Below are 24,920 nucleotides of genomic sequence, written 5' to 3' on the forward strand. Positions count from 1 at the left end.
CGGATCACCTCGGCACCTTGTGGCGGTTGCGCATGAGCATGGCGGGCTGCGTGCAAGGGGGCAAAGCAAAAGGAAAAGGCCATGACCAATCCAAAACCCAGGCCAACCATCGTTCATGGCGAAACGCACGCCTATCCCGTGCTGCCGCTGCGCGACATCGTCGTCTTCCCGCACATGATCGTTCCGCTCTTCGTCGGCCGCGAGAAGTCGATCCGCGCGCTCGAAGAGGTGATGAAGAACGACGCGCTGATCATGCTCGCGACCCAGAAGAACGCGTCCGACGATGATCCGGCACCCGATTCCATTTACGAGACCGGTACGCTTGCCAGCGTGCTTCAGCTCTTGAAGCTTCCCGACGGCACCGTGAAGGTGCTGGTCGAAGGGCTCGAGCGTGCGCGCGTGCAGAAGTACACCGATCGTGCCGACTATTACGAAGCGACCGCGATTGCGCTCGCCGACACCGACGCGAAGTCGGTCGAGGCCGAGGCCATGGCGCGCTCGGTCGTGTCCGACTTCGAGAGCTATGTGAAGCTCAACAAGAAGATCTCGGCCGAGGTCGTCGGCGTCGTGCAGGCGATCACCGATTTCGCCAAGCTCGCCGACACCGTCGCCTCGCATCTCGCTGTCAAGATCGCGGATCGCCAGGGCATCCTGGAGACGCTGTCGGTCACGCAGCGCCTCGAGAAGGTGCTGGGCCTGATGGAGAGCGAGATCTCGGTGCTCCAGGTCGAGAAGCGCATCCGCTCGCGCGTCAAGCGCCAGATGGAGAAGACCCAGCGCGAGTACTATCTCAACGAGCAGATGAAGGCGATCCAGAAGGAACTCGGCGACGACGACGGTCGCGACGAGCTCGCCGATCTCGAAGAGAAGATCTCCAAGACCAAGCTCTCCAAGGAAGCGCGCGAGAAGGCGCAGCATGAATTGAAGAAGCTGCGCCAGATGTCGCCGATGTCCGCGGAAGCGACCGTCGTGCGCAACTATCTGGATTGGCTGCTGTCGATTCCGTGGAACAAGAAGTCCAAGGTGAAGAAGGATCTGGAAGCCGCGCAGGCGGTTCTGGATGCCGATCACTACGGGCTGGAGAAGGTCAAGGACCGCATCGTCGAGTATCTCGCCGTGCAGTCGCGTGCCAACAAGCTGACCGGCCCGATCCTGTGCCTCGTCGGCCCTCCTGGTGTCGGCAAGACCTCGCTCGGCAAGTCGATCGCGAAGGCGACGGGGCGCGAATTCGTGCGCGTGTCGCTCGGCGGCGTGCGCGACGAGGCCGAGATCCGCGGTCACCGCCGCACCTATATCGGTTCGATGCCCGGCAAGATCATCCAGTCGATGCGGAAGGCGAAGTCGTCCAATCCGCTGTTCCTGCTGGACGAGATCGACAAGATGGGCGCCGATTTCCGCGGCGATCCGTCCTCGGCTTTGCTCGAGGTCCTCGACCCCGAGCAGAACGCGACCTTCAACGACCACTATCTCGAGGTCGACTACGATCTCTCCAACGTGATGTTCATCACGACCGCGAATACGCTCAATATTCCCGGGCCGCTGATGGACCGCATGGAGATCATCCGGATCGCGGGCTACACCGAGAACGAGAAGGTCGAGATCGCGCGCAAGCACCTGATCCCGAACGCGGTGTCCAAGCACGGCCTGGACTCCAAGGAGTTCTCGATCGACGACGACGCGCTGCTGCTTCTGATCCGCCGCTACACCCGCGAAGCGGGCGTGCGCAATTTGGAGCGTGAGCTCTCCACACTCGCCCGCAAGGCGGTGAAGGAGCTGATGATCTCTAAGAAGAAGTCGGTCAAGGTCACCGAGAAGACTCTGGAAGAGCTGCTCGGCGTGCCGAAGTACCGCTACGGCGAGATCGAGAGCGAGCCGCAGGTCGGCATCGTCACCGGCCTTGCCTGGACCGATGTCGGCGGCGAGTTGCTGACGATCGAAGGCGTCATGATGCCTGGCAAGGGCAAGATGACGGTCACGGGCAATCTGCGTGACGTCATGAAGGAATCGATCTCGGCGGCGGCGTCCTACGTCCGCTCGCGCGCGATCGTCTACGGCATCGAGCCGCCACTGTTCGACCGCCGCGACATCCACGTGCACGTGCCGGAAGGCGCGACGCCGAAGGACGGTCCGTCGGCGGGCGTGGCGATGGCCACCGCGATCATCTCGGTCATGACCGGCATCCCGGTCCGCCACGATGTCGCGATGACCGGCGAAATTACGTTGCGCGGCCGCGTGCTGCCGATCGGCGGCCTGAAGGAGAAGCTGCTGGCCGCTGCCCGCGGTGGCATCAAGACGGTGCTGATCCCCGAGGACAACGCCAAGGATCTCACGGAGATTTCCGATGCGATCAAGGGCGGCATGGAGATCATCCCGGTCTCGCGCCTCGACGACGTCGTTGCCAAGGCGCTGGTCAAGAAGCCGGTGCCGATCGTCTGGGAAGAGGACACCAAGGTGACGGTGAAGCCGGACGGCGACGAAGCCGCCGGTGGCCTGACCGCTCACTGAGATCGCAGCTCGAAAAGATGATAAAACGGCGCCTTCGGGCGCCGTTTTTGCTGTGGGGCAGCGGATGACGACAATGCACATCGACGGGCAATGCCATTGCGGCCAGATTACCTTTGAAGCCGAGATCGACCCCGAGACGGTGTCGGTCTGCCACTGCCGGGACTGCCAGACCCTAACGGGATCGCCGTTCCGGGTGACGGCGATCTGCACCAAGGCCGACGTCAAGCTGACGGCCGGTACGCCCAGGATCTACGGCAAGCGCGGCGACAACGGCCGGATGCGCTTCCAGCACTTCTGTGCCGACTGCGGTTCCCCGCTATTCACGAGCGGCGAGGGCGACCAGGAGGACGATTGGGGCATCCGCTGGGGCAGCATCCGCCAGCGCGACAAATTGCGGCCCGTCAGGCAGATCTGGTGTCAGTCGGCGGCAGTGTGGATCGACGCGGTGCCACTGCTGGCGGGCCGGCCACAGGATTGAGGGCCAGGAATTGGCGTTCCGCGCTTGCCCGTTCGGGGCAGGTGGGGATAAAGAAGCGGCGTGGGGCGGTTAGCTCAGCTGGTTAGAGCATCTCGTTTACACCGAGAGGGTCGGGAGTTCGAATCTCTCACCGCCCACCAGCCTTTGCTCGCTTCGCGAGCTTCGGCTCGGCGAGCCAGCCTCACACTTTATTGGCGCGAAGCGAACGAAGGCTGCCGCGCCGAAGCCAATAGGCGCAGGCGGGCGATACCGAGCCACAGAGGCCCCAATGGAACACCCTAGCGGACACGAGCAGAACGCCGATCAGATCGCTTATTGGAATGGCCCCAGCGGGCAGCGCTGGGCCGATCGCCATGCGGCGCAGGAAAGCCTGCTCGGCCCCATCGCCGATGTGCTGATCGAGCGCGCCAGGCCGACGCCGGGCGAGCGCATCCTCGATGTCGGCTGCGGCTCCGGTGCGACGACGTTCGCGTTCGCGAAGGCTGTCGCGCCTGATGGCTTTGCGCTCGGGCTCGACGTCTCCGAGCCGATGCTGTCGCAGGCGCGCGCGTTTGCGCCAAAGGGCCTGCCGCTCGATTTCGTGCTGGCGGATGCGACGGTGCATCCGTTCGAGCCGGCGAGTTTTGACCTGCTGGCCTCGCGGTTCGGCGTGATGTTCTTCGCTGACCCTATCGCCTCTTTCACTAATCTCCGCCGCGCGCTGAAGCCGACGGGGCGGCTGGCGTTTGCCTGCTGGCGCGAGCCGAAGGAAAATCCCTGGATGATGGCGCCGCTGATGGCGGTCTACAAACATGTGCCCAAGATGCCGCCGGTCGGGCCGGAAGAGCCTGGCCCGTTCGCCTTTGCCTCCGAAGAGCGCGTGACGCGCATCCTGAAGGGCGCGGGCTTCGTCGACGTCGCCATGGAGCCGCACAATCTCGCGATGGATGTCGCGATCGGTGGCGGGCTCGATGCCGCGGTCGAGGGCTCGCTCCAGATCGGCCCCGCCAGCCGCGCTCTGCAGGGCCATCCTCCGGAGACATATGCCGCGGCAAAAGCCTCGATCCGCGAGATGCTCGCGCCGTTCCTCAAGGGGCAGTCAGTGGCGTTGCAGGGCGCGATCTGGATCGTCACGGCGAAGGCGGCGTAGGCGCCGCTCTGTCCCCGTCATTGCGAGCGCAGCGAAGTAATCCAGACTGTTCTCCGCGGAGGTAGTCTGGATTGCTTCGTCGCTTCGCTCCTCGCAATGACGACGGGGACGCAGCCGCGCAGCTCCTCACACCACATCATCCGGCGCCAGCGCGCAGCCATTGTCGGGATGAGTCTCGACCTGAAGGGTGGTGTGGCCGATGCGGTGGGAGCTCTTCAGCATCTGCGCGGTCTCCATCAGGAATGCATCGCCGGCGGCGCCGGTGGGCATGACGAGGTGGCAGGTCAGCGCTGTCTCGGTGGTCGAGATCGGCCAGATGTGGAGATCGTGGATCGCAGTTACACCGGGCCTCCCCAGCAGAAGGATCTTGATCGCGGCAATGTCGGTGCCCTTGGGCGCAGCCGCCATCGACATGTCGATGGAGCCGCGGAGCAGGCTGGTGGTGCTCCAGAGGATCGTGACGCAGATGACGAGGCTGGTGACGGGATCGAGCCAGAGCCAGCCGGTCCAGATGATCAGCGCCGCCGAAATGACGACGCCGAGCGAGACCGCGGCATCGGCCGCCATGTGCAGATAGGCGCCTTCGATATTGATGTCGTCCTTGCGTCCGCGCGCGAACAGCATGGCCGTGAAACCGTTGACGACGATGCCGATGCCGGCGACCACCATCACGGTGATCCCGGCGACCGGCTCCGGTTCGCGCAGGCGCAAAAACGCTTCCCAGCCGATCGCGCCGGTTGCGACCAGCAGGAACACCGCGTTCGCCAGCGCCGCCAGGATGGTGGAGGCGCGCAGGCCATAGGTGAAGCGGCCGCTGGGCGCGCGCCGCGCCGCGATCGACGCGCACCAGGCCACGACCAGGCCGAGCACGTCGCTAAGATTATGGCCGGCGTCGGCGAGCAGGGCCGTAGAGTTGCCGATGTAGCCGTACACGGCCTCGGCCACGACCAGCGCGGTGTTGAGCGAAATGCCGATCGCGAACGCCTTGCCGAAACTGGCGGGTGCGTGGACGTGCGCATGGCCAGCGCCATGATCGTGACCATGATCGGCACTGTCGTCATGGTGATGATGACCGTGATGGTCGTGGTTGCCCACCTCTAGCGCTCCCCGGAAGCTGCCAAATCAGGCGCCATTGTAGGCCTTTCGGCGCCCCCGTCACCGCGGAACAGCACATAGAGCGCCGGCAGCACCAGCAGCGTCAGCACGGTCGAGGAGATGATGCCGCCAATCACCACGGTCGCGAGCGGCCGCTGCACCTCGGCACCGGCGCCGGTCGCAAGGGCCATCGGCACGAAGCCGAGGGACGCCACCAGCGCCGTCATCAGCACCGGACGCAGGCGTGTCAGCGCGCCCTCCCGCACGGCATCGGCAACGGGGTGGCCCTGGCTGCGCAGCCGCTCGATGAAGGCGATGATGACGAGGCCGTTGAGCACGGCCACGCCCGACAGCGCGATGAAGCCGACGCCGGCGCTGATGGATAAGGGGATGCCGCGCAGCAGCAGCGCGGCAACGCCGCCAGTCAGCGCCAGCGGCACGCCGGAGAACACGAGCGCCGCATCCGCCGCCGATCCCATGCCCATGAACAGCAACAGGAACACCAGCAGCAGCGCCACCGGCACCACGAGCGTCAGCCGCTTGGTGGCGGAGACCAGTTGCTCGAACTGTCCGCCCCAGCCGATCCAGTAGCCTGGTGGCAGTTTGACCTTCTCCGCGACGGCTGCCTCCGCCTCGGTGACGAAGGAGCCGAGATCGCGCGCGCGGACATTGGCGGTGACGACGATGCGCCGCTTGCCGTTCTCGCGGCTGATCTGGTTCGGGCCGGGCGTCGCATCGACGGCGGCAACCGACGACAGCGGCACATAGCGCATCTGAGCAAGAGGAGGGGCGGGCAATGCCGTCCGGATTGGCGCACCGATTGCCGCTTCCTCACCCGGCGGCAGCGGGATCGGGATCGCCTTGATGGCCTCGAGATTGCCGCGCAGATGTTCCGGCAGGCGCACGACGATGTCGAAGCGGCGGTCGCCCTCGAACAGCTTGCCGGCCGACTTGCCGCCCACGGCGATCTCGACAATGCCCTGCACCTCGCTGATGCTGAGCCCGTACCGGGCGAGCGCCTGGCGGTCGAGGCGGACGGTGAGGATCGGCAGGCCCGAGACCTGCTCGATCTTGACGTCGCTGGCGCCGCGAATACGGCGGATCGCGGCCTCCACCTGTTTTGCCGCGCCTTGCAGGATGTCGAGGTCGTCGCCGAAGATCTTGACGCCGACGTCGCTGCGCACGCCGGAGATCAGCTCGTTGACACGGAACTGGATCGGCTGGGAGATTTCATAGGCGCTGCCGGGGATGTCGTCGGCGGCACGGTCGATGGCCTCGATCACGTCGGACTTGGGCCTGCCCGGGTCGGGCCATTCGGCGCGCGGCTTCAGCATGACGTAGCCGTCGGTCTGTGCCGGCGACATCGGGTCGGTTGCGATCTCCGCGGTGCCGATGCGGGTGAAGAATTCCTTCACCTCCGGAATCTGCGTGATGCGTTTTTCCAGCGCCTTTTGCAGGTCCAGCGACTGGGTCAGGCTGGTGCCGGGAATCCGGATCGAGGCGAGCGCGACGTCGCCTTCATCCAGACTCGGAATGAACTCACCGCCCATGCGCGCGGCGGCAACGCAGCTTGCGACCACGATGATGGCGGCCATGATTGCGACGCTGAGGCGATGGTCGATCGCCAGCCGGAGCAGGGGGAGATAGGCGCGCTTCGCCAGCCGCATGAACAGGTTTTCGTGTTCCGACACCTTGCCGGTGACGAAGATGGCGACCGCGGCCGGCACGAAGGTGATGGAGAACAGCACCGCGGCGCCCAGCGCCATCAGCACCGTCAGCGCCATCGGGGTGAACATCTTGCCTTCGACGCCGGTCAGCGTCAGCACCGGCAGGTAGACCACCGCGATGATCAGCGTTCCGAACAGGCTCGGCTTGATCACCTCGCTCGAACCGCGCCGGATCGCACGCAGCCGTTCGGAGGTCGTGAGCAGGCCGCCTTTCTCGCGCTGGGCCTCGGCCAGCATGCGCAGGCAGTTCTCGACAATGATCACGGCGCCGTCGACGATGATGCCGAAATCGATCGCGCCGAGGCTCATCAGGTTCGCACTGACCCTGGTCTCGACCATGCCGGTGACCGTCATGGCCATGGACAGCGGAATGACGCAGGCCACTACCAGCGCTGCGCGGATGTTGCCGAGGATCAGGAACAGCACGGCCACGACCAGGGCCGCGCCTTCCACCAAATTGTTCTCGACGGTGCGGATGGTGGCTTCGACCAGATCAGTGCGGTCGTAGACGGTCCGCGTCACGACGCCGTCGGGCAGCGATTTGGCGATCTCCTCGAGCCGGGCCGCGACACGGCGCGCCACGGTGCGGCTGTTTTCGCCGATCAACAGCATGGCGGTGCCGAGCACGGTTTCCTCGCCATCGCGCGTTGCGGCCCCCGTGCGCAAATCGCGGCCTTCGGTGACGGTCGCGATGTCCCTGATCCTGACGGGATTGCCGCCGCGCGAGCCGATGACGATGTCCCTGAGTTCGCCGACATTGCCGACCTGGCCCGGCGAGCGAACCAGATATTGCTCGCCGTTGCGCTCGATATAACCGGCGCCGACGTTGGCATTATTTGCGGCGAGCGCCGTCATGACGTCGTGGAAGCCAAGCCGGTAGGCCATCAGCTTGCCGGGATCGGGGAGCACGTGGAATTGCCGCTCGAAGCCGCCGATGGTGTTGACCTCGATCACCCCCGGCACGTTGCGAAGCTGCGGCTTGATGATCCAGTCCTGCACCGTGCGCAAATCGGTCAGCGAATAGTCGTGGCCGCCTTGCGTCTTCGCGCCCGCCTTGGCCTCGACGGTGTACATGAAGATTTCGCCGAGCCCGGTCGAGACCGGTCCCATCGCGACCTCGACGCCGGCCGGAAGCTGGTCCTTTACCTGCTGGATCCGTTCGCCGACGAGCTGGCGGGCAAAATAGATGTCGGTGCCGTCCTTGAAGACGACCGTCACCTGGCTCAGGCCGTAGCGCGAGAGCGAGCGGGTGTAGTCGAGCTTGGGCAGCCCGCCCATCGCGGTCTCGACGGGGAAGGTGATGCGCTGCTCGGTTTCCAGCGGCGAATAGCCGGGGGCGCGGGTGTTGATCTGGACCTGGACGTTGGTGATATCAGGCACGGCGTCGATCGGCAGGCGCTGGAAATTCCACACTCCGAGGGCGACGGCGCCGAGCGCGAGCAGCAGGACCAACCAGCGCTGCTGCAGCGAGACCGCGATGAGACGCTCAATCATGCTCGGCCTCGCCCTTGCCCATCTCCGCCTTCACGACGAAGCTGTTTTCCGCGACGTAATGCTCGCCGGCCGATAGTCCGGCCCTGATCTCGACATGGCGGGAATCGGAATCGCCAAGCTCCACCGGGCGCGCCTCGATCTTGTCGCCGTCCTCGCGGACGAAAACGATGGTCCTGTTCTCCAGCGTCTGGATCGCGCTTTTGCGCACGGCGACCGCGACGTCGCGCGCGGCGAGGATCAGCCGTGCCGTGACGAACAGGCCGGGACGCAAGCGCCCGTCGGGATTTGGCAGCACCACGCGCGCCAGCGCGGTCTGGGTGTCGCTCGAGCCGATCGGGGCCATGTAGGAGACGGTGCCCTTGATCTCGCCGCGGCCGTCGTCGGGATCGATCAGCACCTCGTCGTTGAGGCGGACGCGCCGCAGGTCCTGCCGGTAGATCGACAGGTCGACCCAGATGGTCGAGAGATCGGCGACGACGAAGGCCGGCTTCTGCTCGGAGGCGTATTCGCCGAGCGAGATCTGCCGCTCGATGATGGTGCCGGCAAGCGGCGCCTTGAGCTCGTAGACGGTGAGGCTCTGGTTGCTCTCGATTGCGGCGAGCAGATCGTCTTTGCCGACCCTATCGCCGATGCGCTTCTGGATCGATTTGGCGACGCCGGGAAAGCGCGGCGTCACCTGCACCACGGCTTCCTGGTTGGCGCGCAGGATGCCGTTGAAGGCGAGCGTGTCGGTCAGCGTGACGCTCGCGGCTTCCGCCAACGTCACGCCGGCGGCTGCGAGCTTGACGTCGGAGATGCGGATCCGGTCGGCGCCGTGCTCGTCCTGCTCGACATGGTCGTTCGGCTTCTCCGGCTTCTTGTCTGCGGCGTGTTCGGCATGCTCGACCCTGGCCGGGCCGAGCAGGGAATAGCCGTAAGCGCCAAGTGCGGTGCCAAGCGCGGCGGCAACGAATGCGACGAGGATGGTGGAGGACGTCTTCATCGTGCGCTCTCCCGCGCCAGCGTGAAGGGGTTGCCGACGAGGCCTTCGATGGTCGCCACCCCCGCGTGGAAATTCTGCAGCGCCTCCTGCTCGCGCAGCCGCGCCTGGGTGACGCTGGCCTGGGCGTCGAGCACTTCGAGCAGACTGAAACGGCCCTGGCCGTAGCCTTGAGCAATGGCGTCAGACGCTTCGGTGGCCTTGGGAATGGCGCTCTCGCGCAGCACCGCAAGCTCGCGCAGCGAGCCCTGGAGCGAGTCGTAGGCGCGGCCGGCGACCACGATCAGCGTGTTGCGGTTGGCCTCGCGCTCGGCCTTGGTCTTGGCGAGGCTTTCCTGCGCCGAGAGGATATTGCCCTGGTTCTGGTCGAACACGGGGATCGGCACCGAGACGGTGAGGCGCGCCGCGTCGTCATTGGTCTCGTTGAAATGGCGCCAGCCGGCGGCGATCCGCACGTCGGGATAGGGCCGCAGCCGCGCCAGCAACAGCTCGGCATTGCGCTGGGCATAGATCGCGGTCCAGCGCACCAGCTGCGGATTGGCATCGATCGCGGCGACGACGGACTGGAATGTCGGCGGCCGTCCCATCGTGTCGAGCCGTCCGGAAACCTCGCCGAATTTCGGTGCCGCGTCGCCCATCAGGACTGCAAGCTCGCGCCGGGCGCTGGCCAGCGTCGCCTTGAAGCGCTCGCGGTCGGCCCTCACCAGGGCGGATGCCACTTCCGCACGGCCGGTCTCGGCCGGCGAGGAGGCGCCGGCCTCGACGCGGCGGCGCAAGAGCGGCGTCAGCCGATCGATGGCGGTGATCTGCTCGTCGAGGATCTGGATGCGCCGCTGCGCGCCGAGTACGCTAAGGAAGGCAATCGCGGTCTCCGACAGCACCTCCAGCCTGACGGCCTTGCGCTGGATCGCGGCCACCTCGATGCCGGCGACACCCGCCGCAATCCGCGCGTCGCGTTTGCCGAACAGCTCGAAGGCCTGGCTGATCTGAAGCGTGGTCTCCGCCGATCGCGTGCCGCGATAGATGCCGGACCCGAACGAATTGTCCTGTTCGTAGCTCAGCTCCGGATTGAGGAGCGCACCGGCCTGGATGCGCTGGCCCGTGGCGATGCCGACATCGCGCTCCGCCGCGGTCAGTCGCGGGCTCGTGGCCAGCGCGCGCGAGAGCGCGCTCCGCATCGTCAGAGTCTGGGCGTGAGACGGCGCAAGCGCCAATCCGACAATCAGACACGCTACCGCGCACGCCAGGCGCGCGGCCATTCCCCTGTAAAACATGAAACCGACCTGTGAAGGATGAACCTCATGGGCGCGGAGCGCCCGACCAATCCATTCAGGTCATATGTTTGGGAGGCGGGGAGTCGGTGTCGGGAACAATTCCGGCGAGCCGGGGTGCGCGTTGTGGGCGCGATACGGACACGAGCCCGATCGATGCGGCCGGTGGCGCCGGCTGCGCCACCGTCACCGAGAAGCAGCCATGGCAATGATGTCCGCCGATGGCCTTGTGGTCGTTGTGATCTGCGGAGCCGTCAAGGACCGCGCTGATCTCCGAGCCGCCACCGGGCGTGGTGACGTCGATGTCGTGCAGGCCATGCAGCGCTCCCGCGAGCAGGTAGACAACCGCGATCAGCACAGACAGCAGCAGCCCGCGCCAGTTGCGCGGCCGGCATGATCCTGAGGGCTGGCGGTTCGCGAGCACGATTTCACTCTGGTTGCGGTCTGCGTCCGGCCTAGCATGGGGGCGGGAACAGTGTCGACCCGCAACATTGTTACGTCCCTGGAACAATTGCCGCAGCGGTCGCGAAGACGGCAGCTCTTCTCATTGGCGCGTGATCAAGCTGAGCTGAGCATCGGCTGACGCTCCGCCTGCCACGTTCGGCACATCGCCGGCTTCGACCGTGACGACGGCGCGACAGCCGGCTTCCATGGCGCGTTCCAGCCATTTGATGGCTTCGTCGATCCACTGGTCGTGGTGCTCGGGATCGGCGATTGCCTTTTCCCGGAATGCATCTGCCTGATGAAGGCACGCGGTTCTGCGATCCACGCGGCTCTCCCAATCCAGAGGTTCCGCCCCGATCGCATCCTTGATGATCGGAGAGCCGGCGTCGTTAACATAGGACAGGAACCGCCGCCCAAAAACAAAGCCCCAGCCGGGACCGACCGGCTGGGGCTTTCGTGCTCACAAACTTCATCCTTGGGACTTGGACAAATAATCCGCATCGCGCCGGTTCGTTCCCGCAGGCTCGGTCCAATTTGGAACCTTCCTTATTCGTTGTGATTAGCGACGAGGAGACATTGAGGAGGACGGACCATGGACGGATTGATTTATCTCATCGGCTTGATCGTCGTGATCATGGCGATCCTGTCGTTCTTCGGCCTGCGTTGAGAGGGCGGTGATGACGATGGAAACTCTCATACGGGAAGACATCATGGAAGGCGGCGGCGTCGCTGCCGATGACCGGCGCACCATCCAGTGGAGCTCGGTCATCGCAGGCGCTTTGGCTGCCGGCGCTATGTCGTTCATCCTGGTCGGCTTTGGAGTCGCAGTCGGGCTAGGGGTCAGTTCAGCCTCGCCGACATGGCGCGATGCATCGGCGGCGCTCGCGCTGTTGTCCGGCCTGTACCTGATCATCCAGGCGATTATCAGCTTCGGCTTTGGCGGCTATGTCGCCGGCCGGACGACGCGACCAGCCCCGGCGGTCACAACGATCGAAGACGATGGCGAACGACGGGACGGCGTGCATGGGCTGATGTCCTGGGCGCTTGCCGTGCTGCTTGGTGCCGCTCTGCTCGCGATGCTCGGCGCAGCTGCGATCGACCGTTCGCCGATGCGCAGTTCGGCAAGCAATACCTCCGCCGCCGAGCCTCTGTTGAGTTATGAGCTGGACAAGCTGTTTCGCGCGCCGCGGCGGCCGCCTAACACGGACCTCAGGGAAGCCCGCGCCGAAGCAGGACGCATCCTGATGACGTCGTCGAGCCACAGCGGCGTCAGCACCGATGACCGGGCCTACCTCGTGCAGCAGGTGGCCGCGCTGACGGGACTCGCGGCACCCGACTCGGAACGACGGGTCGACGCCGTGATCGCGGATTCAAGAACGGCGATCAATCGGGCGCGGCGTAACTCCATCATCGTCGCCTTCTCCGTTGCGGCAGCAACCCTGATCGGCGCGGCGGTGGCCTGGGCTGCGGCGGTTGCCGGTGGTCGCCATCGCGACGGCGAGCCGCTGCCGAACTGGATGGCGAGTTCGAACCGCTTCCATCGCAATCCGCGCGCGATGCCGGTGCCGTAAGCGGATCGGGCGTTGTTGCTGTCTACCTGTCGGTCCCGGCGCGCCGGCGGATAAACTCGGCAATGACAGTTGTGATTTCCGCCGGGCGCTCCAGGTTAGGGAGATGTGCCACGCCCGGCATTTCGTGGCTCTCTGCGTCTGGGACTGACGCGACGACTTGGCGACAGCGTTCCTGGACGTAGGGGAAATCCAGGTCGCCCCATACAACCAGGGTTGGTACCGCGATTTCATGAAGCCGGTGGAAGAAGGGGCGAATGTCGACCTCCGATCCGAATGGCGGGCACCGGAGCGCTATGCCGTTCATATCAAGGAGCAAATCGCGAGCGGCACCGACTACGCGGCCTTCGGGCGCCAGCGGTCCATCAAGCCAGAGGCGCGCCTTCATGGCGTTCAACCGACCGAGGTCGCCGGATGCCTCGGCCTGCCTCGATTGGATTATCAGCGTCTCGATGTCAGGGGTGTAGACCGGATCGGCTGCGCCTGCGACATTCGGCGCGATCAGAACGAGGGCGCGAACACGCGACGGATGCCGGAGGGCGGCATCGAGCGCGATGCGGCCGCCGAGGGAGCAGCCAACGAGGATTGCGGGCTGGTCGTCTGCGGTAGCCTCCAGCACCGCGACCAGGTCTGCGAGTGCGGAAAAGTCCTCCGGCTCGGCGCGAGTTTCGCCGAACCTCCGTCGATCATACGCGACCGTCTTGTGAGTGGCGCCCATTCCCTTCAATTGGGCGCGCCACATGCGCCGGTCGCACACGTTGGCATGAAGAAAGACCATCGCAGTGCCGCTGCCTGCAACCTCGGTTGCAAGCCTGGCGCGACCAGACACGATGTGTTGCATCGATTGCATGTCCAAGACCGTCGACGGGACGCGCCCAGCCGATGGCCGGGGCAAGCCGGCCATGTTGCCTCTCCGAGAGGCGCTAGGCCTTCTCCTCCCAGATCATGGCGAGGTGGACGATCGTCTGAACCGCCTTCTCCATGTCCTGCCGGCTGACCCATTCGAGCCGGGAGTGAAAGGCGTGCTCGCCGGCGAAAATGTTGGGGCAGGGCAGCCCCATGAAGGACAGGCGGGAGCCGTCGGTGCCGCCGCGGATCGCGGTGCGCATCGGGCGCAGGCCGGCGCGGCGGATCGCTTCGATGGCGTATTCGAGAATGTGCGGGTGGCGATCGATCACCTGCTTCATATTGCGGTACTGCTCCCGCACTTCGAATGTGTAGGTCGAGCGCGGAAAATCCTTCATCACGTCCTTGACGATGTTCTCGAGCAGGATCTCCTTTTCCTTCAGCCCTTCCTCGGTGAAGTCGCGCACGATGAAGGAGAGCGTCGCCTGCTCCAGCGCACCCTCGATGCCGATCGGATGCAGAAAGCCCTGCTTGCCTGATGTCGTCTCGGGCGAGCAGCCTTCCCGGGGCAGGCGCTCGACGATGGCGGCAGCGATCTTGATGGCATGCTCCATCTTGCCCTTGGCGTAGCCGGGGTGGGCACTGACGCCGTTGATGGTGATGGTGGCACCGTCCGCCGAGAAGGTCTCGTCCTCGACGCTGCCCGCACTCTCGCCGTCCATGGTGTAGCCGAACTCGGCGCCCAGCTTCTTGATGTCGACATTGTCGACGCCGCGGCCGATCTCCTCGTCAGGCGTGAACAGGATCTTGATGGTGCCGTGCTTCACTTGCGGGTTGTTGATGAAGAAATGCGCGGCATCCATGATCTCGGCGACGCCGGCCTTGTTGTCGGCGCCGAGCAGCGTGGTGCCGTCGGTGGTGATGATGTCGTTGCCGATCTGGTTCTTCAGCGCCGGATGCTCGGCGAAGCGGATCACCTGGCTGGTGTCGCCTGGGAGGGTGATATCGCCGCCGCGATAGTTCTTCACCATTTGCGGTTTGACGTCCTTGCCGGTGACGTCGGGCGAGGTGTCCATGTGCGAGCAGAAGCAGATCACCGGCACCTTCTTGGGTGTGTTGCCCGGGATCGTTCCGTAGACGTAGCCGTAATCGTCGAGATGAGCGTCCTCGACGCCCATTTCCCTGAGCTCGGCGGCGAGCACACGGCCGAGATCCTTCTGTTTCTCCGTCGAGGGCGAGCTCGGGGATTCCGGATCGGACTGGGTGTCGATGGTGACGTAGCGCAGGAAGCGCTCGGTCACGGTGTGCGAAAAGGTGAGGGAGGACATTTCTGGTCAAACCGCCGAGTGAGGTGAGAGAGGCGGTATACCAGAAAACTGGGCCGCGTTGCGGCCGGAGCACGCCGATCAGGCTTAACGAAACGTGAGTGGTCAGATCGCCTCTTTCAGCTCCTTGACCGGGCGGAAGGCGACCTTCTTGCTGGCCTTGATGTGGATGGGCTCGCCCGTGGCAGGATTACGGCCGGTGCGGGCGGCGCGCTTGCGCACCTGCAGGATTCCAAGCCCGACGATCCGGACGCGGTCGCCCTTCTTCAGATGCTTGGTGATGAGGTCGACCATGTCGGTCAGAACGGCCTCGGCGCGCTTCTTCGACAGGTCCTGGCTCTCCGCAATGTCGGCGGCGAGGTGCTTGAGCGTGATGGTGGCGGGAGCGGCTGCCTTCTTCGCCGAATCCTTCTTGGCCGAGTCTTTCTTAGCCATGTCTGGCCTCCTCGATTCCTGCCGGTGGTCGGGATGACGGCCCCCAAACCGCGCAAGTTCCCGGAGGGGTAGACGATTCGGGGCTGGACTGACACGTCAGGCCCGCGGGCGAGGGTCACGTTCGTGCGCGCTCTCAGCGGAAAACCGATCGTTCCGGCTGTGGATGCAACATCCTTGACTTCAACAGGTCCGGCCTTTAAGTCCCCCCTCGTTCCGCAGACATTTGCGTGTCACGCGGGAGTAGCTCAGTTGGTTAGAGCGCCGGCCTGTCACGCCGGAGGTCGCGGGTTCGAGCCCCGTCTCTCGCGCCATTTTTGGCAATCCTTTCATACCCTTATCTTCAAATCCTGATCTCGCTTCGATCCCGGGTCACGCGCGACCCGACGCCTGCACGCTTTTTGGTCTTCGACCTCCGCAAAAATTCCTCGCCCGCGCGACGGCCGTCAGGCGCCGGATTGATCGCGCCGTCGATCGCATGGTACCGCTCAATCCGGGATTGTTCGGATCGATTTGATGCAGGCAGCCGATTTCAGCGCGACGTTGCAGAATTTGTTCGCGAAGGGCGTGCGCTACGGGACCGTCATCGATCTGGGCTGCGCCGATGGGCACTTCGTGCTCAACCATCAGTCGTGCCTCGGCGGTGCGGTGCCACTGAACGTCGATGCTAACAGGATCTACGAGGACTCCCTCAAGGCGATCAAGGAGGTGCTTGGCGGGCACTATCGCATTTGCACCATCACCGACCACGAGGGCGAGATCGAGATCACGGAATCCGTGCATCCCTACTGGTCATCGCTGCGCCCCGCCGGCGACGTCTACTGGTCGCGGGTCAACGACCTCTCCACCAGCAAGGTGAAAGTGCCGGCGACGACGCTTGATGCGCTGGTCGAGGAGCTGTCGCTCAAGCCGCCGTTCCTGCTCAAGCTCGATGTGCAGGGCGCGGAACAGGCCGCACTGAAGGGCGCGCGGTACGTGCTCGAGAATTGCAGCGTGGTCGTCTGCGAGACTGACGTTGACGACTTCCAGGACATCAACGCGATGCTGCTGGACGCAGGTTTCTTCCTCTACGATTTGACGACGCTGCAGCGCCTGCGCGACGGAACGCTCGGCTGGTTCTACCCGGTCTATGTCAGCGGCAAGCTCGCCCATCTGAAGCCGCAGGCGTTCTGGGACGCCGGCGACAATGCTGCCGTGATCGGCGTGCAGGAGACGCGCCGCAAGATGATCCTGGAGCAGAACAGGAAGGCCCTCAACCGGCTGCGTTATGGGCAGAGCGGTGTCGGCCGCAATGATCCCTGTCCCTGCGGTTCAGGCGAGAAATTCAAGCACTGCTGCGGCAGCTATTGACCCGATCCATATCGGAGCATCACCCCATCGCCTGAATCAAAAAGGCCGCCCGAAGGCGGCCGTTCGGTATCAAACCGGACCTTTTTGGTCCTCAGCGGATCTCCGACGTCCCGGCGCTGGTCACCACGACTGGCTTGCCGGCCTTGATCACGTGGGCGGATTGGGCGGTCTGGCTGTAATGGGCATTGGTCCGGGCTGCGATCCCGAAGCCGGCCACCGTGATGCCGGCCACCAGCGCCACCACCACGATCTTCAGGTGGGTCGCACGATCAGCAGAGTGAATGGAGTGGTTCATCTGAGCCTCCCGACGGGCTTTGCCGCCGTCTATGGCTCTTCTTGTAAGGACCGTCTGTTTCCGGATGGTTTCGCGGGTTCCGCAAAATGGTTTCATGAATACGCCCGGTTGGTTTCGCAGGGCTTGCGGTCTGCACCGGCCTCAGACGGCCGCCCGGCCGATATCGTCCCGGATCGAGCGCGCCGCCCAGACGAACAGGAGCGCCCCCAGCGTGGTCGTGACCGCCGCCGAAAGCAGGGAATAGCGCACGGCCTCGGCGCCGTAAGCGCCCTTCAGGGCATCGTTGACCACGCCTACCGCGAGCGGCCCGACGCCCTGGCCGAAGCAGGTGGCGGTGAGCGCGATCAGGGCGGAGGCCAGCGCCCGCATGCTCGGCTTGGCCACCGTCTGCGCGATCGCGAAGATCGGTCCGAGATGGAAGCCGACCAGGAACGAGGTCAGCGCCAGCGTGGCCACCATCATCGCAAAGTCCTGCGTCAGCATGCACAGCGCGAACACCGGGCCGGCAAGGCCCGAGGTGATGGCGGGCGCCCACAGCTTCCAGCGATCGTCGCGGCGGCTGATCTGCGCCACCACGAAGCCGCCGAGCAGGGTGCCCGCCAGGCCGGCGAGCCCCTTGAAGGTGCCGGCATAGGTGCCGATCTCGGCGCTCGACAGATGGTGCACGCGCGCGAGGAACGGCGGTATCCACGCCGCGGTCGCATAGTTCGTGTAAGTGGTGAGACAGAAGCCGATCAGCACGATGATGAAGCTCTGCTGCGAGGCCAGGAAGCGCAGGGTCGGCCCGAGCGGCTCAGGCACGAAAGTCTCCTGCATGGCGCCGCGCTTCGGCTCGGAGATCGTCAGCCACAGGACAATAGCGAGCAGGATACCGGGCAGGCCCGCGACGTAGAATGCCATCCGCCAGCCATAGTGCTGGTTGACGTACCCGCCCACGAAATAGCCGAGGAAGACGCCGAGATAGGTGCCGACGGCGTAGATGCCGAGCGCGCGCGGACGCTCATTCTTGGCAAAGAGATCAGCGACGATCGATTGCGAGGCGGGAGAGCCCGCGGATTCGCCGATGCCGACGCCGATCCTCGCCAGCGCCAGCGAAGTGACGCTCGAAGCGGCGCCGCACAACGCCGTCATCGCACTCCAGAACGCGAACGCAGCGGCGACGATGTTGCGCCGGTTGAGCCGGTCGGCGACGCGCGCGATGGGAATGCCGAGCAGGGAATAGAACAGGGCGAAGCCGAAGCCCGCGAGCAGGCCCATCATGGTGTCGCTGAGCTGGAATTCCTTCTTGATGGGCTCGATCAGGACGTTGAAGATCGTGCGGTCGAGGAAGTTCAGCGCGTAGATGATCGTGAGCAGGCCGAGCACGTAATAGCGCCGTGCCGAGGGTTTTGCCGCGGCGGCCGTTTGCACCGACATCTGTGACGTCACATCGACCATCGCTTCCCCCAATTTGTCGTTGTTCTCGTTGTCGGTCCAGCCCTGATTGGAGCTGGCATGTCAGCCTTCGCGGATGTAATTCCCCGCTTCGAATTCGACCGGAGGCGCGTTCACATCGAATGAGATTCCGATCGGATTGCGGCCTGCTTCCATCGCTTCGAGCTGCTCGCTCAGCATGCGCCGGATCATGAGGATGCCGCGGTCGCTCTGGCCGAAATGCTCCTCGGAATGGATGGTCTGCGGTCCCTGGCCGACCTGGGCTTCGTAATCGCCCGGAAATTGCTGGTGCTCTTCCTCGGTCATGTCCCACCAGAATTTGCCGTTGAACTTCGAACGCATGCGGCCGATGTCGCCGGCGCTCTTGACGCGACCGGCGACGTAGATGCGGAACGAGGTGTCATCGATCGGCAGCGTCCAGCCAAGCGACTCGACGCGGGCGAACTGCGCCACGCGAGGGTTCGGCACGACGCGCAAGGTGGGGAGCGCCGCCTCGGTGACGCGGTAAAACACACGGCCGTCATCCTGCTTGCGGATCGAGCGTACGGCGATGCCGCGCGGCGTTTTGTCGAACGTCACCTCCGGCATCGACGCCATCATGTTGGTGAATTGCGGACCCGAGAACGAGCCGTGCAGCACCGGCACGTGGTAGGGATCGACCACATTCTCGAAATGCTGGAGCCAGTTGCAGGGGATGATCGCGGGACCGCCGCCGCCGATCGAGGAATCGTCGGCCTCGACGAACTCGCCGTCGTCCATGGTCTCCAGGCATTCATAGGCCGGTAGCACCGGACGTTTCTCGGCCGGGCCCATATAGGCGAAGATCAGTCCGTAGCGTTCCTCGACCGGATACCAGGGCTGGCGCACCTTGTCCTTGAACTGGCCGCCGTCGGGCTCGCAGGGCTGCTCCAGGCAATGACCCTCGGTGTCGAACTTCCAGCCGTGATAGCAGCAGCGGATGCCGTCCTCCTCGACCTTGCCATAATAGAGCGTGGTGCCGCGGTGGCAGCAGCGAGCGTGCAGCAAACCGGCGCGGCCGTGCTTGTCGCGGAACAGCACCAGATCCTCGCCGAGCGTGCGGACTTTCTTCGGCGTGTCGGTGGCGTCACTGATGAGGCCAACCGGATGCCAGTAGCGGCGGAGCAGTTCGCCCATCGGCGTGCCGCGCACGACCGAGGTGAGCTCGGTGCGGGTGTGCGCCGGCTTCATCGCATAGGCCGTGCCGAGATCGCGATCCCGCTGGGTGATGCTCATACCGGTCCTCCCGCAGTTGGCCGTACCGGCCGGGCCATTTTTGATGCCTTGTGCCAAGTGAAGATTAGATAGATGATAATGTCAACGATTTCTAAATGCCTCTTAGTCGCATTCGGATCAGGCTGGGGAGGTCGCGCTACCAAGACTTGGCACGCCGCGGCTTTCTTGGCAGAGGTGGACCATGAGCCAGACATCAAGCAGGGCCGGGCGCACATCGTCCGATGCGGACGAAAGTCAGTCGCCGGCGCCGATCACCGTCATGCTATCGTCGCGGCTGATGGTGCTGGCCAATCTGCTCAAGCGCGGTGCCATCCTGCGCTACAAGCGCCTCGCCGGATTGTCATCGGTCGAGTTCGGCCTGGTCGCCTCGCTCGGCCGGCGGCCGCCGATGAGCGTGGCGCGGCTTGCGGAAGCCGTCGGCCAGGACAAGGGGCAGATCAGCCGCGCGCTTGCGGAACTCGTGTCGCGCAAGCTGATCGCGAAATCGGCCAACCCGAAAGACAGCCGCGAGGTGCTGGTCTCGCTGACCGCAACGGGCCTTGCGGCACATGATGCGATCGTCGCCGGTGCGCAGGAGCGCAATCGGCGTTTGCGCGAACATCTGAGCGAAGCCGAGTTCGCGACCTTGCTGCAGCAGGTCGATCAGCTGACGGCGATCGCCGCCGAGATGCTCGAGAGCGAGAAGATTTCGCGCTGACGTTTCGGCGATCCCGGAACATGTTGGATCGCTTCCAAGACCCTTTCCAAGACTCTTTCTAAGACTCCTTCTAAGAGGCTTTCAATTAGGGAATTCGCGCGCGCTCCCCTAAGCGTCACCGCAAGCGCATGCCGTCATGGGCCGACAGCATGTGCAATCAAAACACGCAGTTTTGGGGTTGCGCGTGAACAGTCTTGGAATGCTGCGGTCGGCCGTATTGGCGACCGCATCCGCCTGGGTTTTGCTGCCGCAGGCATCGCTTGCACAATCTCCTGCGCAGAGTGGCGCGCAGAACATTCCGTCGGTGACCGTCACCGCGCCGGAAGCGCGCCGCCGGGCGGCGCCCTCCGTCCAGCGCCGCGCGCCGCGATCATCCGAGCAGACCGCCAGCCGGAGCAGGCCGCCGCCGCGCAATGTCGGTTTCGTCGAGACGCCACGCGGGCCGGTGCACGGCTACGTCGCCGGCCGCAGCTCGTCCGGCACCAAGACCAACACGCCGATCATGGAGACGCCGCAGGCGGTGTCGGTGATTGGCGCGGAGCAGATCCGCGACCAGAAGGCGAACAAGCTCGACGAGGTCCTGCGCTATGCCGCCGGCGTCCGCGCCGGGACCTTCGGCGCGGACACGCGCAACGACTGGTGGCTGATCCGCGGCTTCAAGTCCGACGATGTCGGACTGTTCCTCGACGGCATGCAGCTGTTCTACACGTCCTATGCGAGCTGGAAGCTTCAGACGCCCAACATGGAGCGCGTCGAGGTGCTGCGCGGTCCGTCGGCCGTGCTCTATGGCGGATCGAGCCCGAGCGGCATCGTCAACGTCATCAGCAAGATGCCGCCCGCGGAGCCCGTCCGTTTCATCGAGACCGGCGTCAACAATTTCGGCAATGCCTATGTCGGCTTCGATGTCGGCGGTCCGGTCGCGACGAGCCCTGAGAACGGCAAGCTGTTCTACCGCGTCGTCGGCCAGGTCCAGAACGGCCCCACGCAGGTCAATTTCACGCCGGATAACAACTACTTCATCGCGCCCTCGGTGACCTGGAAGCCGGACGCCGACACGACGTTCACGGTGCTGGCTTCAGCTTCCCGGCAGGAAACCCGAGGCATCAACTTCCTGCCCTATGAGGGCACGGTGACCAACGCTCGGTTCGGCAAGATCCCGACCAGCTTTTTCGCCGGGGATCCCAGCGTCGACAAGTTCACGCGCGAGCAGGAGATGCTCGGCTATCAGGTCGAGCGCAATCTCACCGACGATCTGACATTCCGGCAAAATGCGCGCTTTGCCCATGTCGACGTGACCTATCGCGGCTACGTCGGCAACAATTGGGCTGACATCAACACGGCTAGTCTTGGTCGCTACAATTGGTATGCGAAGAACACCGCCAACCAAGCCAATCTCGACAACCAGCTGGAGTACCGCTTCAACACCGGCGCGGTGCGGCACACCATGCTGTTCGGGGTCGATTTGAAGGGCTACCAGATCGACGACTATCAGGCTTTCAACTTCGGCACCGTTCCTTCGATCAACGTCTTCAATCCCGCCTATGGATTTGACATTCCGTTGACGGGCGCACCGTTCCGCAACTTCCAGATTACGCAGAAGCAGGCCGGCACCTATCTTCAGGATCAGATGAAGCTCGGCAACTTCACGCTGGTGCTGAGCGGCCGCAACGATTGGGTCGAGACGACGCAGGCTGGCCGTGATACCGGCGCCACGCTCGCCAGCCGCGACGACAGCAGGTTCAGCGGGCGCGCCGGGCTGATCTACAATTTCGACAACGGCATCGCGCCCTATGTGTCGTACGCCACAAGCTACAATCCAATTATCGGCCTCAACGCGCAAAACCAGCTGTTCCTGCCGGAGACCGGCCAGCAGGCGGAAATCGGCGTCAAGGTCGCGCCGCGGGGATTTGACGGCTACTTCACCGCTTCGGTGTTCGACTTGAAACGTCAGCATGTGGCAACGACCGACCCTGTCGTCACGACCTTGCAGAACCAGACCGGGGAGGTGACCTCGCGCGGCATCGAGCTCGAAGCGGTGGCGAACGCCACGCGCGAGCTGAAGCTGATCGGCTCGTTCACGGCCTACCATTTGTTCAACAGCAGGGATCTGGACCCGGCGTTGGTCGGCAAGACCCCGACCAACACGCCTGAGCTTCTGGTGTCCGGCTGGGCGGACTACACCTTCAAGGACGGGCCGCTGGCGGGCTTCGGCTTCGGCGGCGGCGTCCGCTATATCGGTTCGTCGTGGGCGGATGCGGCCAATACCCTTGAGGTTCCCGCGGTCGTGCTGGGCGATCTCGCGCTCCACTATGAATGGCAGAACTGGCGCACCGCGCTGAACGTGGTCAATTTGACCGACAAGATCTACGTCGCCAGCTGCGCGGCGGCGTCCTCCTGCTTCTACGGCGACCGCCGGCGCGTCACCGCCAGCGTTTCCTACAAATGGTGAGGACAGGCCAAATGGTGGGGAAAGGCGAAAGGCGATCGTGAGAGCCTGACCGGCTCGTCACCCGGCTTCCACCACGAGATCGATGAGCTCGCGGGCCATGCCCCCCGGCCCGAAGCTCATGCGAGCGCGGCGCGCGACGACCCAGCCACGTTGCCGCCGCGCTCGCCACCCATTTTTCGCTGCGGCGAAGCGGGCGCCTCCTGCCCGACGCATTCGCCAGACGAGCCCGGGTCCGATCGTGATGCATGGCTCCCGGGTCGCTCGCCCGATAATGGGCGCGCTTGGCCTCGTTGTAATCTGGACTTTGCAGCGTCGCGGCCTAGATAGAGTGAGCCTTCCCAACCACGGACGTCACGGCCCAGCGCGTGTGGACTGATCGGGGCGCCCTTGCTGGGGCGGTCGATCTGCTCCATACCAGCCGCGGGGTGATTCCGGGATTTCCACCGTTCTGAGGGCGACAAAGGGCCTAAAAAGAGCGTGTCTTGCGCCCATTGGTGCACTGCGCTAAGGCTCAGAACAATTCCAAACTGGACGAATCCGTGGCTGTCCCGAGGCTGCGGGAAAAAGGGCTCGTCAATGAGCGGCATTCTGCAGAACTATCTTCCACTCGTCGTCTTCATAGGGGTAGCGGGCCTCATTGGCCTGGTGCTGCTGATCGCGCCGTTCATCGTGGCGTTCCAGCAGCCTGACCCGGAAAAGCTGTCGGCGTATGAGTGCGGTTTCAACGCCTTCGACGACGCCCGCATGAAGTTCGACGTCCGCTTCTATCTCGTCGCCATCCTCTTCATCATCTTCGACCTCGAGGTGGCGTTCCTGTTTCCCTGGGCTGTGGCGTTCGGCAAGCTTGGCGCGACCGGCTTCTGGTCCATGGTGGTGTTCCTTGGCGTGCTGACGGTCGGGTTCGCCTATGAATGGAAGAAAGGCGCACTGGAATGGGATTGAACCCTGTGTCGTCCGCCGGTCCGGTTCTCGCGCCGGCCCCCAAGGGCATCCTTGACCCGTCGACCGGCAAGCCGGTCGGGGCCAATGATCCGTTCTTCCTCGAGGTCAATTCGGAACTGTCCGACAAGGGCTTCTTCGTGGCCGCGACCGACGACCTCATCACCTGGGCGCGTACCGGCTCGCTGATGTGGATGACCTTCGGTCTCGCCTGCTGCGCGGTCGAGATGATGCAGGTGTCGATGCCGCGCTACGACGTCGAGCGCTTCGGCTTCGCGCCGCGCGCCTCGCCGCGTCAGTCGGACGTGATGATCGTCGCGGGGACCCTGACCAACAAGATGGCGCCGGCGCTGCGCAAGGTCTACGACCAGATGCCCGAGCCGCGTTACGTCATCTCGATGGGCTCCTGCGCCAACGGCGGCGGCTACTATCACTATTCCTACTCGGTCGTGCGCGGTTGCGATCGTATCGTGCCGATCGACATCTACGTGCCGGGCTGCCCGCCCACGGCGGAAGCGCTGCTCTACGGCGTGCTGCTGCTGCAGAAGAAGATCCGCCGCACCGGCACCATCGAACGCTAAGGTTTTACGTCATGGACGACGCCAAGCTCGACGCCCTGGGGCAGACGATCGTTAGCGCGCTTCCGGGCGCCGCCATCGGTCATTCGGTGGCCTTCAACCAGCTCACGGTCGATGTCGAGGTCAGCAAGATCGTCGAGGTGGTCAAGTACCTCCGCGACGACCCGAACTGCCGCTTCATCAATTTCACCGACATCACGGCGGCGGACTATCCCTCGCGCGAGAAGCGCTTCGACGTGATCTATCACTTCCTGTCACCGACCCTGAACGCGCGGGTCCGGCTCAAGGCCCAGGCCGACGAGACCACGCAGGTGCCGTCGCTGATCGAGGTGTTTCCCGGCGCCGACTGGTTCGAGCGCGAGGCCTACGACCTCTACGGCGTGATCTTCGTCGGTCATCCCGACATGCGCCGCCTCCTGACCGATTACGGCTTCGAGGGTCATCCGCTGCGCAAGGATTTCCCGACCACCGGCTTCCTCGAGGTCCGCTATGACGACCAGGAGAAGCGGGTGGTGTACGAGCCGGTCAGGCTCAACCAGGAATTCCGCAAGTTCGACTTTTTGTCCCCGTGGGAGGGCGCCGACTATCCGGTCCTTCCGGGCGATGAAAAAGCGGGGCCGAAGGTCTGATC

The 24,920-nt window shown here is 64.6% G+C and carries 22 protein-coding genes and 2 tRNA genes; 12 read left to right on the forward strand and 12 right to left on the reverse strand.

The genetic code is table 11. From position 1 onward, the window contains the following. The first annotated feature begins 81 nt into the window (after positions 1-81). The 4 genes from lon to AC0L30_RS02755 all read left to right on the forward strand — a co-directional run bounded on the left by lon (position 82) and on the right by AC0L30_RS02755 (position 4,112). A complete protein-coding gene (gene lon, locus AC0L30_RS02740; protein WP_007603504.1) occupies positions 82-2,505 on the forward strand; it encodes an endopeptidase La in 2,424 nt (807 codons plus the stop codon). Between the two features lie 73 nt (positions 2,506-2,578). Further along, positions 2,579-2,983 carry a GFA family protein gene (locus AC0L30_RS02745; RefSeq protein ID WP_007603505.1) on the forward strand — a complete coding sequence of 135 codons (405 nt, stop codon included), beginning with the start codon at positions 2,579-2,581 and terminating at the stop codon, positions 2,981-2,983. A 63-nt stretch (positions 2,984-3,046) separates the two neighbouring features. Then, positions 3,047-3,123: transfer RNA gene (locus tag AC0L30_RS02750), tRNA-Val, on the forward strand. A gap of 128 nt (positions 3,124-3,251) precedes the next feature. Beyond that, on the forward strand, positions 3,252-4,112 hold the full coding sequence (locus AC0L30_RS02755) for a class I SAM-dependent methyltransferase (protein WP_007603506.1): 861 nt from the start codon (positions 3,252-3,254) through the stop codon (positions 4,110-4,112). Positions 4,113-4,238: 126 nt separating this feature from the next. Here AC0L30_RS02755 and AC0L30_RS02760 read toward each other — a convergent pair whose 3' ends face one another. The 6 genes from AC0L30_RS02760 to AC0L30_RS02785 all read right to left on the reverse strand — a co-directional run bounded on the left by AC0L30_RS02760 (position 4,239) and on the right by AC0L30_RS02785 (position 11,447). After that, entirely contained in the window at positions 4,239-5,207 is a 969-nt protein-coding gene (locus AC0L30_RS02760) for a cation diffusion facilitator family transporter (RefSeq protein WP_007603508.1), read from the reverse strand. A 2-nt stretch (positions 5,208-5,209) separates the two neighbouring features. After that, entirely contained in the window at positions 5,210-8,428 is a 3,219-nt protein-coding gene (locus tag AC0L30_RS02765) for an efflux RND transporter permease subunit (protein WP_007603516.1), read from the reverse strand. Further along, positions 8,421-9,410, reverse strand: a complete 990-nt coding sequence (ihpB, locus tag AC0L30_RS02770; RefSeq protein ID WP_473403729.1) for a divalent metal ion exporter adaptor subunit IhpB — start codon at positions 9,408-9,410, stop codon at positions 8,421-8,423. The genes AC0L30_RS02765 and ihpB overlap by 8 nt, the downstream gene beginning before the upstream one ends. Then, positions 9,407-10,681, reverse strand: coding sequence for a divalent metal ion exporter subunit IhpA (gene ihpA, locus AC0L30_RS02775; RefSeq protein WP_219682223.1), 1,275 nt, complete (start codon positions 10,679-10,681; stop codon positions 9,407-9,409). Before ihpA ends, ihpB begins: the two co-directional genes overlap by 4 nt. A 55-nt stretch (positions 10,682-10,736) precedes the next feature. Then, a complete protein-coding gene (locus AC0L30_RS02780; RefSeq protein ID WP_473403730.1) occupies positions 10,737-11,102 on the reverse strand; it encodes a hypothetical protein in 366 nt (121 codons plus the stop codon). 120 nt (positions 11,103-11,222) lie between these two features. Further along, complete coding sequence (locus tag AC0L30_RS02785) at positions 11,223-11,447, reverse strand: protein-tyrosine phosphatase family protein (protein WP_219682221.1); 225 nt, start codon at positions 11,445-11,447, stop codon at positions 11,223-11,225. A 352-nt stretch (positions 11,448-11,799) separates the two neighbouring features. Between AC0L30_RS02785 and AC0L30_RS02790 the strand changes: the two genes are divergently transcribed. Beyond that, entirely contained in the window at positions 11,800-12,693 is an 894-nt protein-coding gene (locus AC0L30_RS02790) for a hypothetical protein (protein ID WP_473403731.1), read from the forward strand. A gap of 22 nt (positions 12,694-12,715) precedes the next feature. Here AC0L30_RS02790 and AC0L30_RS02795 read toward each other — a convergent pair whose 3' ends face one another. The 3 genes from AC0L30_RS02795 to AC0L30_RS02805 all read right to left on the reverse strand — a co-directional run bounded on the left by AC0L30_RS02795 (position 12,716) and on the right by AC0L30_RS02805 (position 15,296). Then, positions 12,716-13,531 carry an alpha/beta fold hydrolase gene (locus AC0L30_RS02795; protein WP_473403732.1) on the reverse strand — a complete coding sequence of 272 codons (816 nt, stop codon included), beginning with the start codon at positions 13,529-13,531 and terminating at the stop codon, positions 12,716-12,718. An 82-nt stretch (positions 13,532-13,613) separates the two neighbouring features. Further along, entirely contained in the window at positions 13,614-14,864 is a 1,251-nt protein-coding gene (pepT, locus tag AC0L30_RS02800; RefSeq protein ID WP_219682219.1) for a peptidase T, read from the reverse strand. A gap of 102 nt (positions 14,865-14,966) precedes the next feature. Next, positions 14,967-15,296 carry an HU family DNA-binding protein gene (locus AC0L30_RS02805; protein ID WP_007603525.1) on the reverse strand — a complete coding sequence of 110 codons (330 nt, stop codon included), beginning with the start codon at positions 15,294-15,296 and terminating at the stop codon, positions 14,967-14,969. Positions 15,297-15,530: 234 nt separating this feature from the next. Between AC0L30_RS02805 and AC0L30_RS02810 the strand changes: the two genes are divergently transcribed. Together AC0L30_RS02810 and AC0L30_RS02815 are read left to right on the forward strand one after the other, a co-directional pair. Further along, a tRNA-Asp gene (locus AC0L30_RS02810) sits at positions 15,531-15,607 on the forward strand. 202 nt (positions 15,608-15,809) lie between these two features. Continuing rightward, a complete protein-coding gene (locus tag AC0L30_RS02815; protein WP_473403733.1) occupies positions 15,810-16,643 on the forward strand; it encodes an FkbM family methyltransferase in 834 nt (277 codons plus the stop codon). Between the two features lie 91 nt (positions 16,644-16,734). Here the strand turns inward: AC0L30_RS02815 and AC0L30_RS02820 are convergent, their stop codons facing one another. From AC0L30_RS02820 to AC0L30_RS02830, 3 genes are all read right to left on the reverse strand, one after another. Next, on the reverse strand, positions 16,735-16,938 hold the full coding sequence (locus AC0L30_RS02820) for a hypothetical protein (protein ID WP_473403734.1): 204 nt from the start codon (positions 16,936-16,938) through the stop codon (positions 16,735-16,737). A 141-nt stretch (positions 16,939-17,079) separates the two neighbouring features. Then, the gene (locus AC0L30_RS02825; RefSeq protein ID WP_473403735.1) at positions 17,080-18,375 is read right to left on the reverse strand and encodes a spinster family MFS transporter; all 1,296 of its coding nucleotides are present in this window, start codon (positions 18,373-18,375) and stop codon (positions 17,080-17,082) included. Positions 18,376-18,435: 60 nt separating this feature from the next. Then, entirely contained in the window at positions 18,436-19,626 is a 1,191-nt protein-coding gene (locus tag AC0L30_RS02830; RefSeq protein WP_007603530.1) for an aromatic ring-hydroxylating dioxygenase subunit alpha, read from the reverse strand. 181 nt (positions 19,627-19,807) lie between these two features. Here AC0L30_RS02830 and AC0L30_RS02835 point away from each other — a divergent pair, with 181 nt between their 5' ends. The 5 genes from AC0L30_RS02835 to AC0L30_RS02855 all read left to right on the forward strand — a co-directional run bounded on the left by AC0L30_RS02835 (position 19,808) and on the right by AC0L30_RS02855 (position 24,918). After that, positions 19,808-20,323, forward strand: coding sequence for a MarR family winged helix-turn-helix transcriptional regulator (locus AC0L30_RS02835; RefSeq protein ID WP_007603531.1), 516 nt, complete (start codon positions 19,808-19,810; stop codon positions 20,321-20,323). A 199-nt stretch (positions 20,324-20,522) separates the two neighbouring features. Then, entirely contained in the window at positions 20,523-22,772 is a 2,250-nt protein-coding gene (locus AC0L30_RS02840; protein ID WP_473403768.1) for a TonB-dependent siderophore receptor, read from the forward strand. 576 nt (positions 22,773-23,348) lie between these two features. Continuing rightward, positions 23,349-23,714 (forward strand): NADH-quinone oxidoreductase subunit A, encoded by a 366-nt coding sequence (locus AC0L30_RS02845; protein ID WP_007603535.1) that lies wholly within the window; start codon positions 23,349-23,351, stop codon positions 23,712-23,714. Then, positions 23,705-24,292 (forward strand): NuoB/complex I 20 kDa subunit family protein, encoded by a 588-nt coding sequence (locus AC0L30_RS02850; RefSeq protein ID WP_007603537.1) that lies wholly within the window; start codon positions 23,705-23,707, stop codon positions 24,290-24,292. The genes AC0L30_RS02845 and AC0L30_RS02850 overlap by 10 nt, the downstream gene beginning before the upstream one ends. An 11-nt stretch (positions 24,293-24,303) precedes the next feature. Continuing rightward, positions 24,304-24,918: an NADH-quinone oxidoreductase subunit C gene (locus AC0L30_RS02855; RefSeq protein ID WP_007603539.1), complete on the forward strand. Its 615-nt coding sequence runs from the start codon at positions 24,304-24,306 to the stop codon at positions 24,916-24,918. The last annotated feature ends 2 nt before the right edge of the window (positions 24,919-24,920 follow it).

It is taken from the genome of Bradyrhizobium sp. MI1.11, assembly GCF_055811255.1.

Bases quoted from the DNA above. Each gene is read 5' to 3' on its own strand.
- lon (WP_007603504.1), top strand. From the start codon at position 82: ATGACCAATCCAAAACCCAGGCCAACCATCGTTCATGGCGAAACGCAC.
- AC0L30_RS02745 (WP_007603505.1), top strand. From the start codon at position 2,579: ATGCACATCGACGGGCAATGCCATTGCGGCCAGATTACCTTTGAAGCC.
- AC0L30_RS02755 (WP_007603506.1), top strand. From the start codon at position 3,252: ATGGAACACCCTAGCGGACACGAGCAGAACGCCGATCAGATCGCTTAT.
- AC0L30_RS02765 (WP_007603516.1), bottom strand. From the start codon at position 8,428: ATGATTGAGCGTCTCATCGCGGTCTCGCTGCAGCAGCGCTGGTTGGTC.
- ihpB (WP_473403729.1), bottom strand. From the start codon at position 9,410: ATGAAGACGTCCTCCACCATCCTCGTCGCATTCGTTGCCGCCGCGCTT.
- ihpA (WP_219682223.1), bottom strand. From the start codon at position 10,681: ATGTTTTACAGGGGAATGGCCGCGCGCCTGGCGTGCGCGGTAGCGTGT.
- AC0L30_RS02790 (WP_473403731.1), top strand. From the start codon at position 11,800: ATGACGATGGAAACTCTCATACGGGAAGACATCATGGAAGGCGGCGGC.
- AC0L30_RS02795 (WP_473403732.1), bottom strand. From the start codon at position 13,531: ATGCAACACATCGTGTCTGGTCGCGCCAGGCTTGCAACCGAGGTTGCA.
- pepT (WP_219682219.1), bottom strand. From the start codon at position 14,864: ATGTCCTCCCTCACCTTTTCGCACACCGTGACCGAGCGCTTCCTGCGC.
- AC0L30_RS02805 (WP_007603525.1), bottom strand. From the start codon at position 15,296: ATGGCTAAGAAAGACTCGGCCAAGAAGGATTCGGCGAAGAAGGCAGCC.
- AC0L30_RS02815 (WP_473403733.1), top strand. From the start codon at position 15,810: ATGCAGGCAGCCGATTTCAGCGCGACGTTGCAGAATTTGTTCGCGAAG.
- AC0L30_RS02820 (WP_473403734.1), bottom strand. From the start codon at position 16,938: ATGAACCACTCCATTCACTCTGCTGATCGTGCGACCCACCTGAAGATC.
- AC0L30_RS02825 (WP_473403735.1), bottom strand. From the start codon at position 18,375: ATGGTCGATGTGACGTCACAGATGTCGGTGCAAACGGCCGCCGCGGCA.
- AC0L30_RS02830 (WP_007603530.1), bottom strand. From the start codon at position 19,626: ATGAGCATCACCCAGCGGGATCGCGATCTCGGCACGGCCTATGCGATG.
- AC0L30_RS02835 (WP_007603531.1), top strand. From the start codon at position 19,808: ATGAGCCAGACATCAAGCAGGGCCGGGCGCACATCGTCCGATGCGGAC.
- AC0L30_RS02840 (WP_473403768.1), top strand. From the start codon at position 20,523: ATGCTGCGGTCGGCCGTATTGGCGACCGCATCCGCCTGGGTTTTGCTG.
- AC0L30_RS02845 (WP_007603535.1), top strand. From the start codon at position 23,349: ATGAGCGGCATTCTGCAGAACTATCTTCCACTCGTCGTCTTCATAGGG.
- AC0L30_RS02850 (WP_007603537.1), top strand. From the start codon at position 23,705: ATGGGATTGAACCCTGTGTCGTCCGCCGGTCCGGTTCTCGCGCCGGCC.
- AC0L30_RS02855 (WP_007603539.1), top strand. From the start codon at position 24,304: ATGGACGACGCCAAGCTCGACGCCCTGGGGCAGACGATCGTTAGCGCG.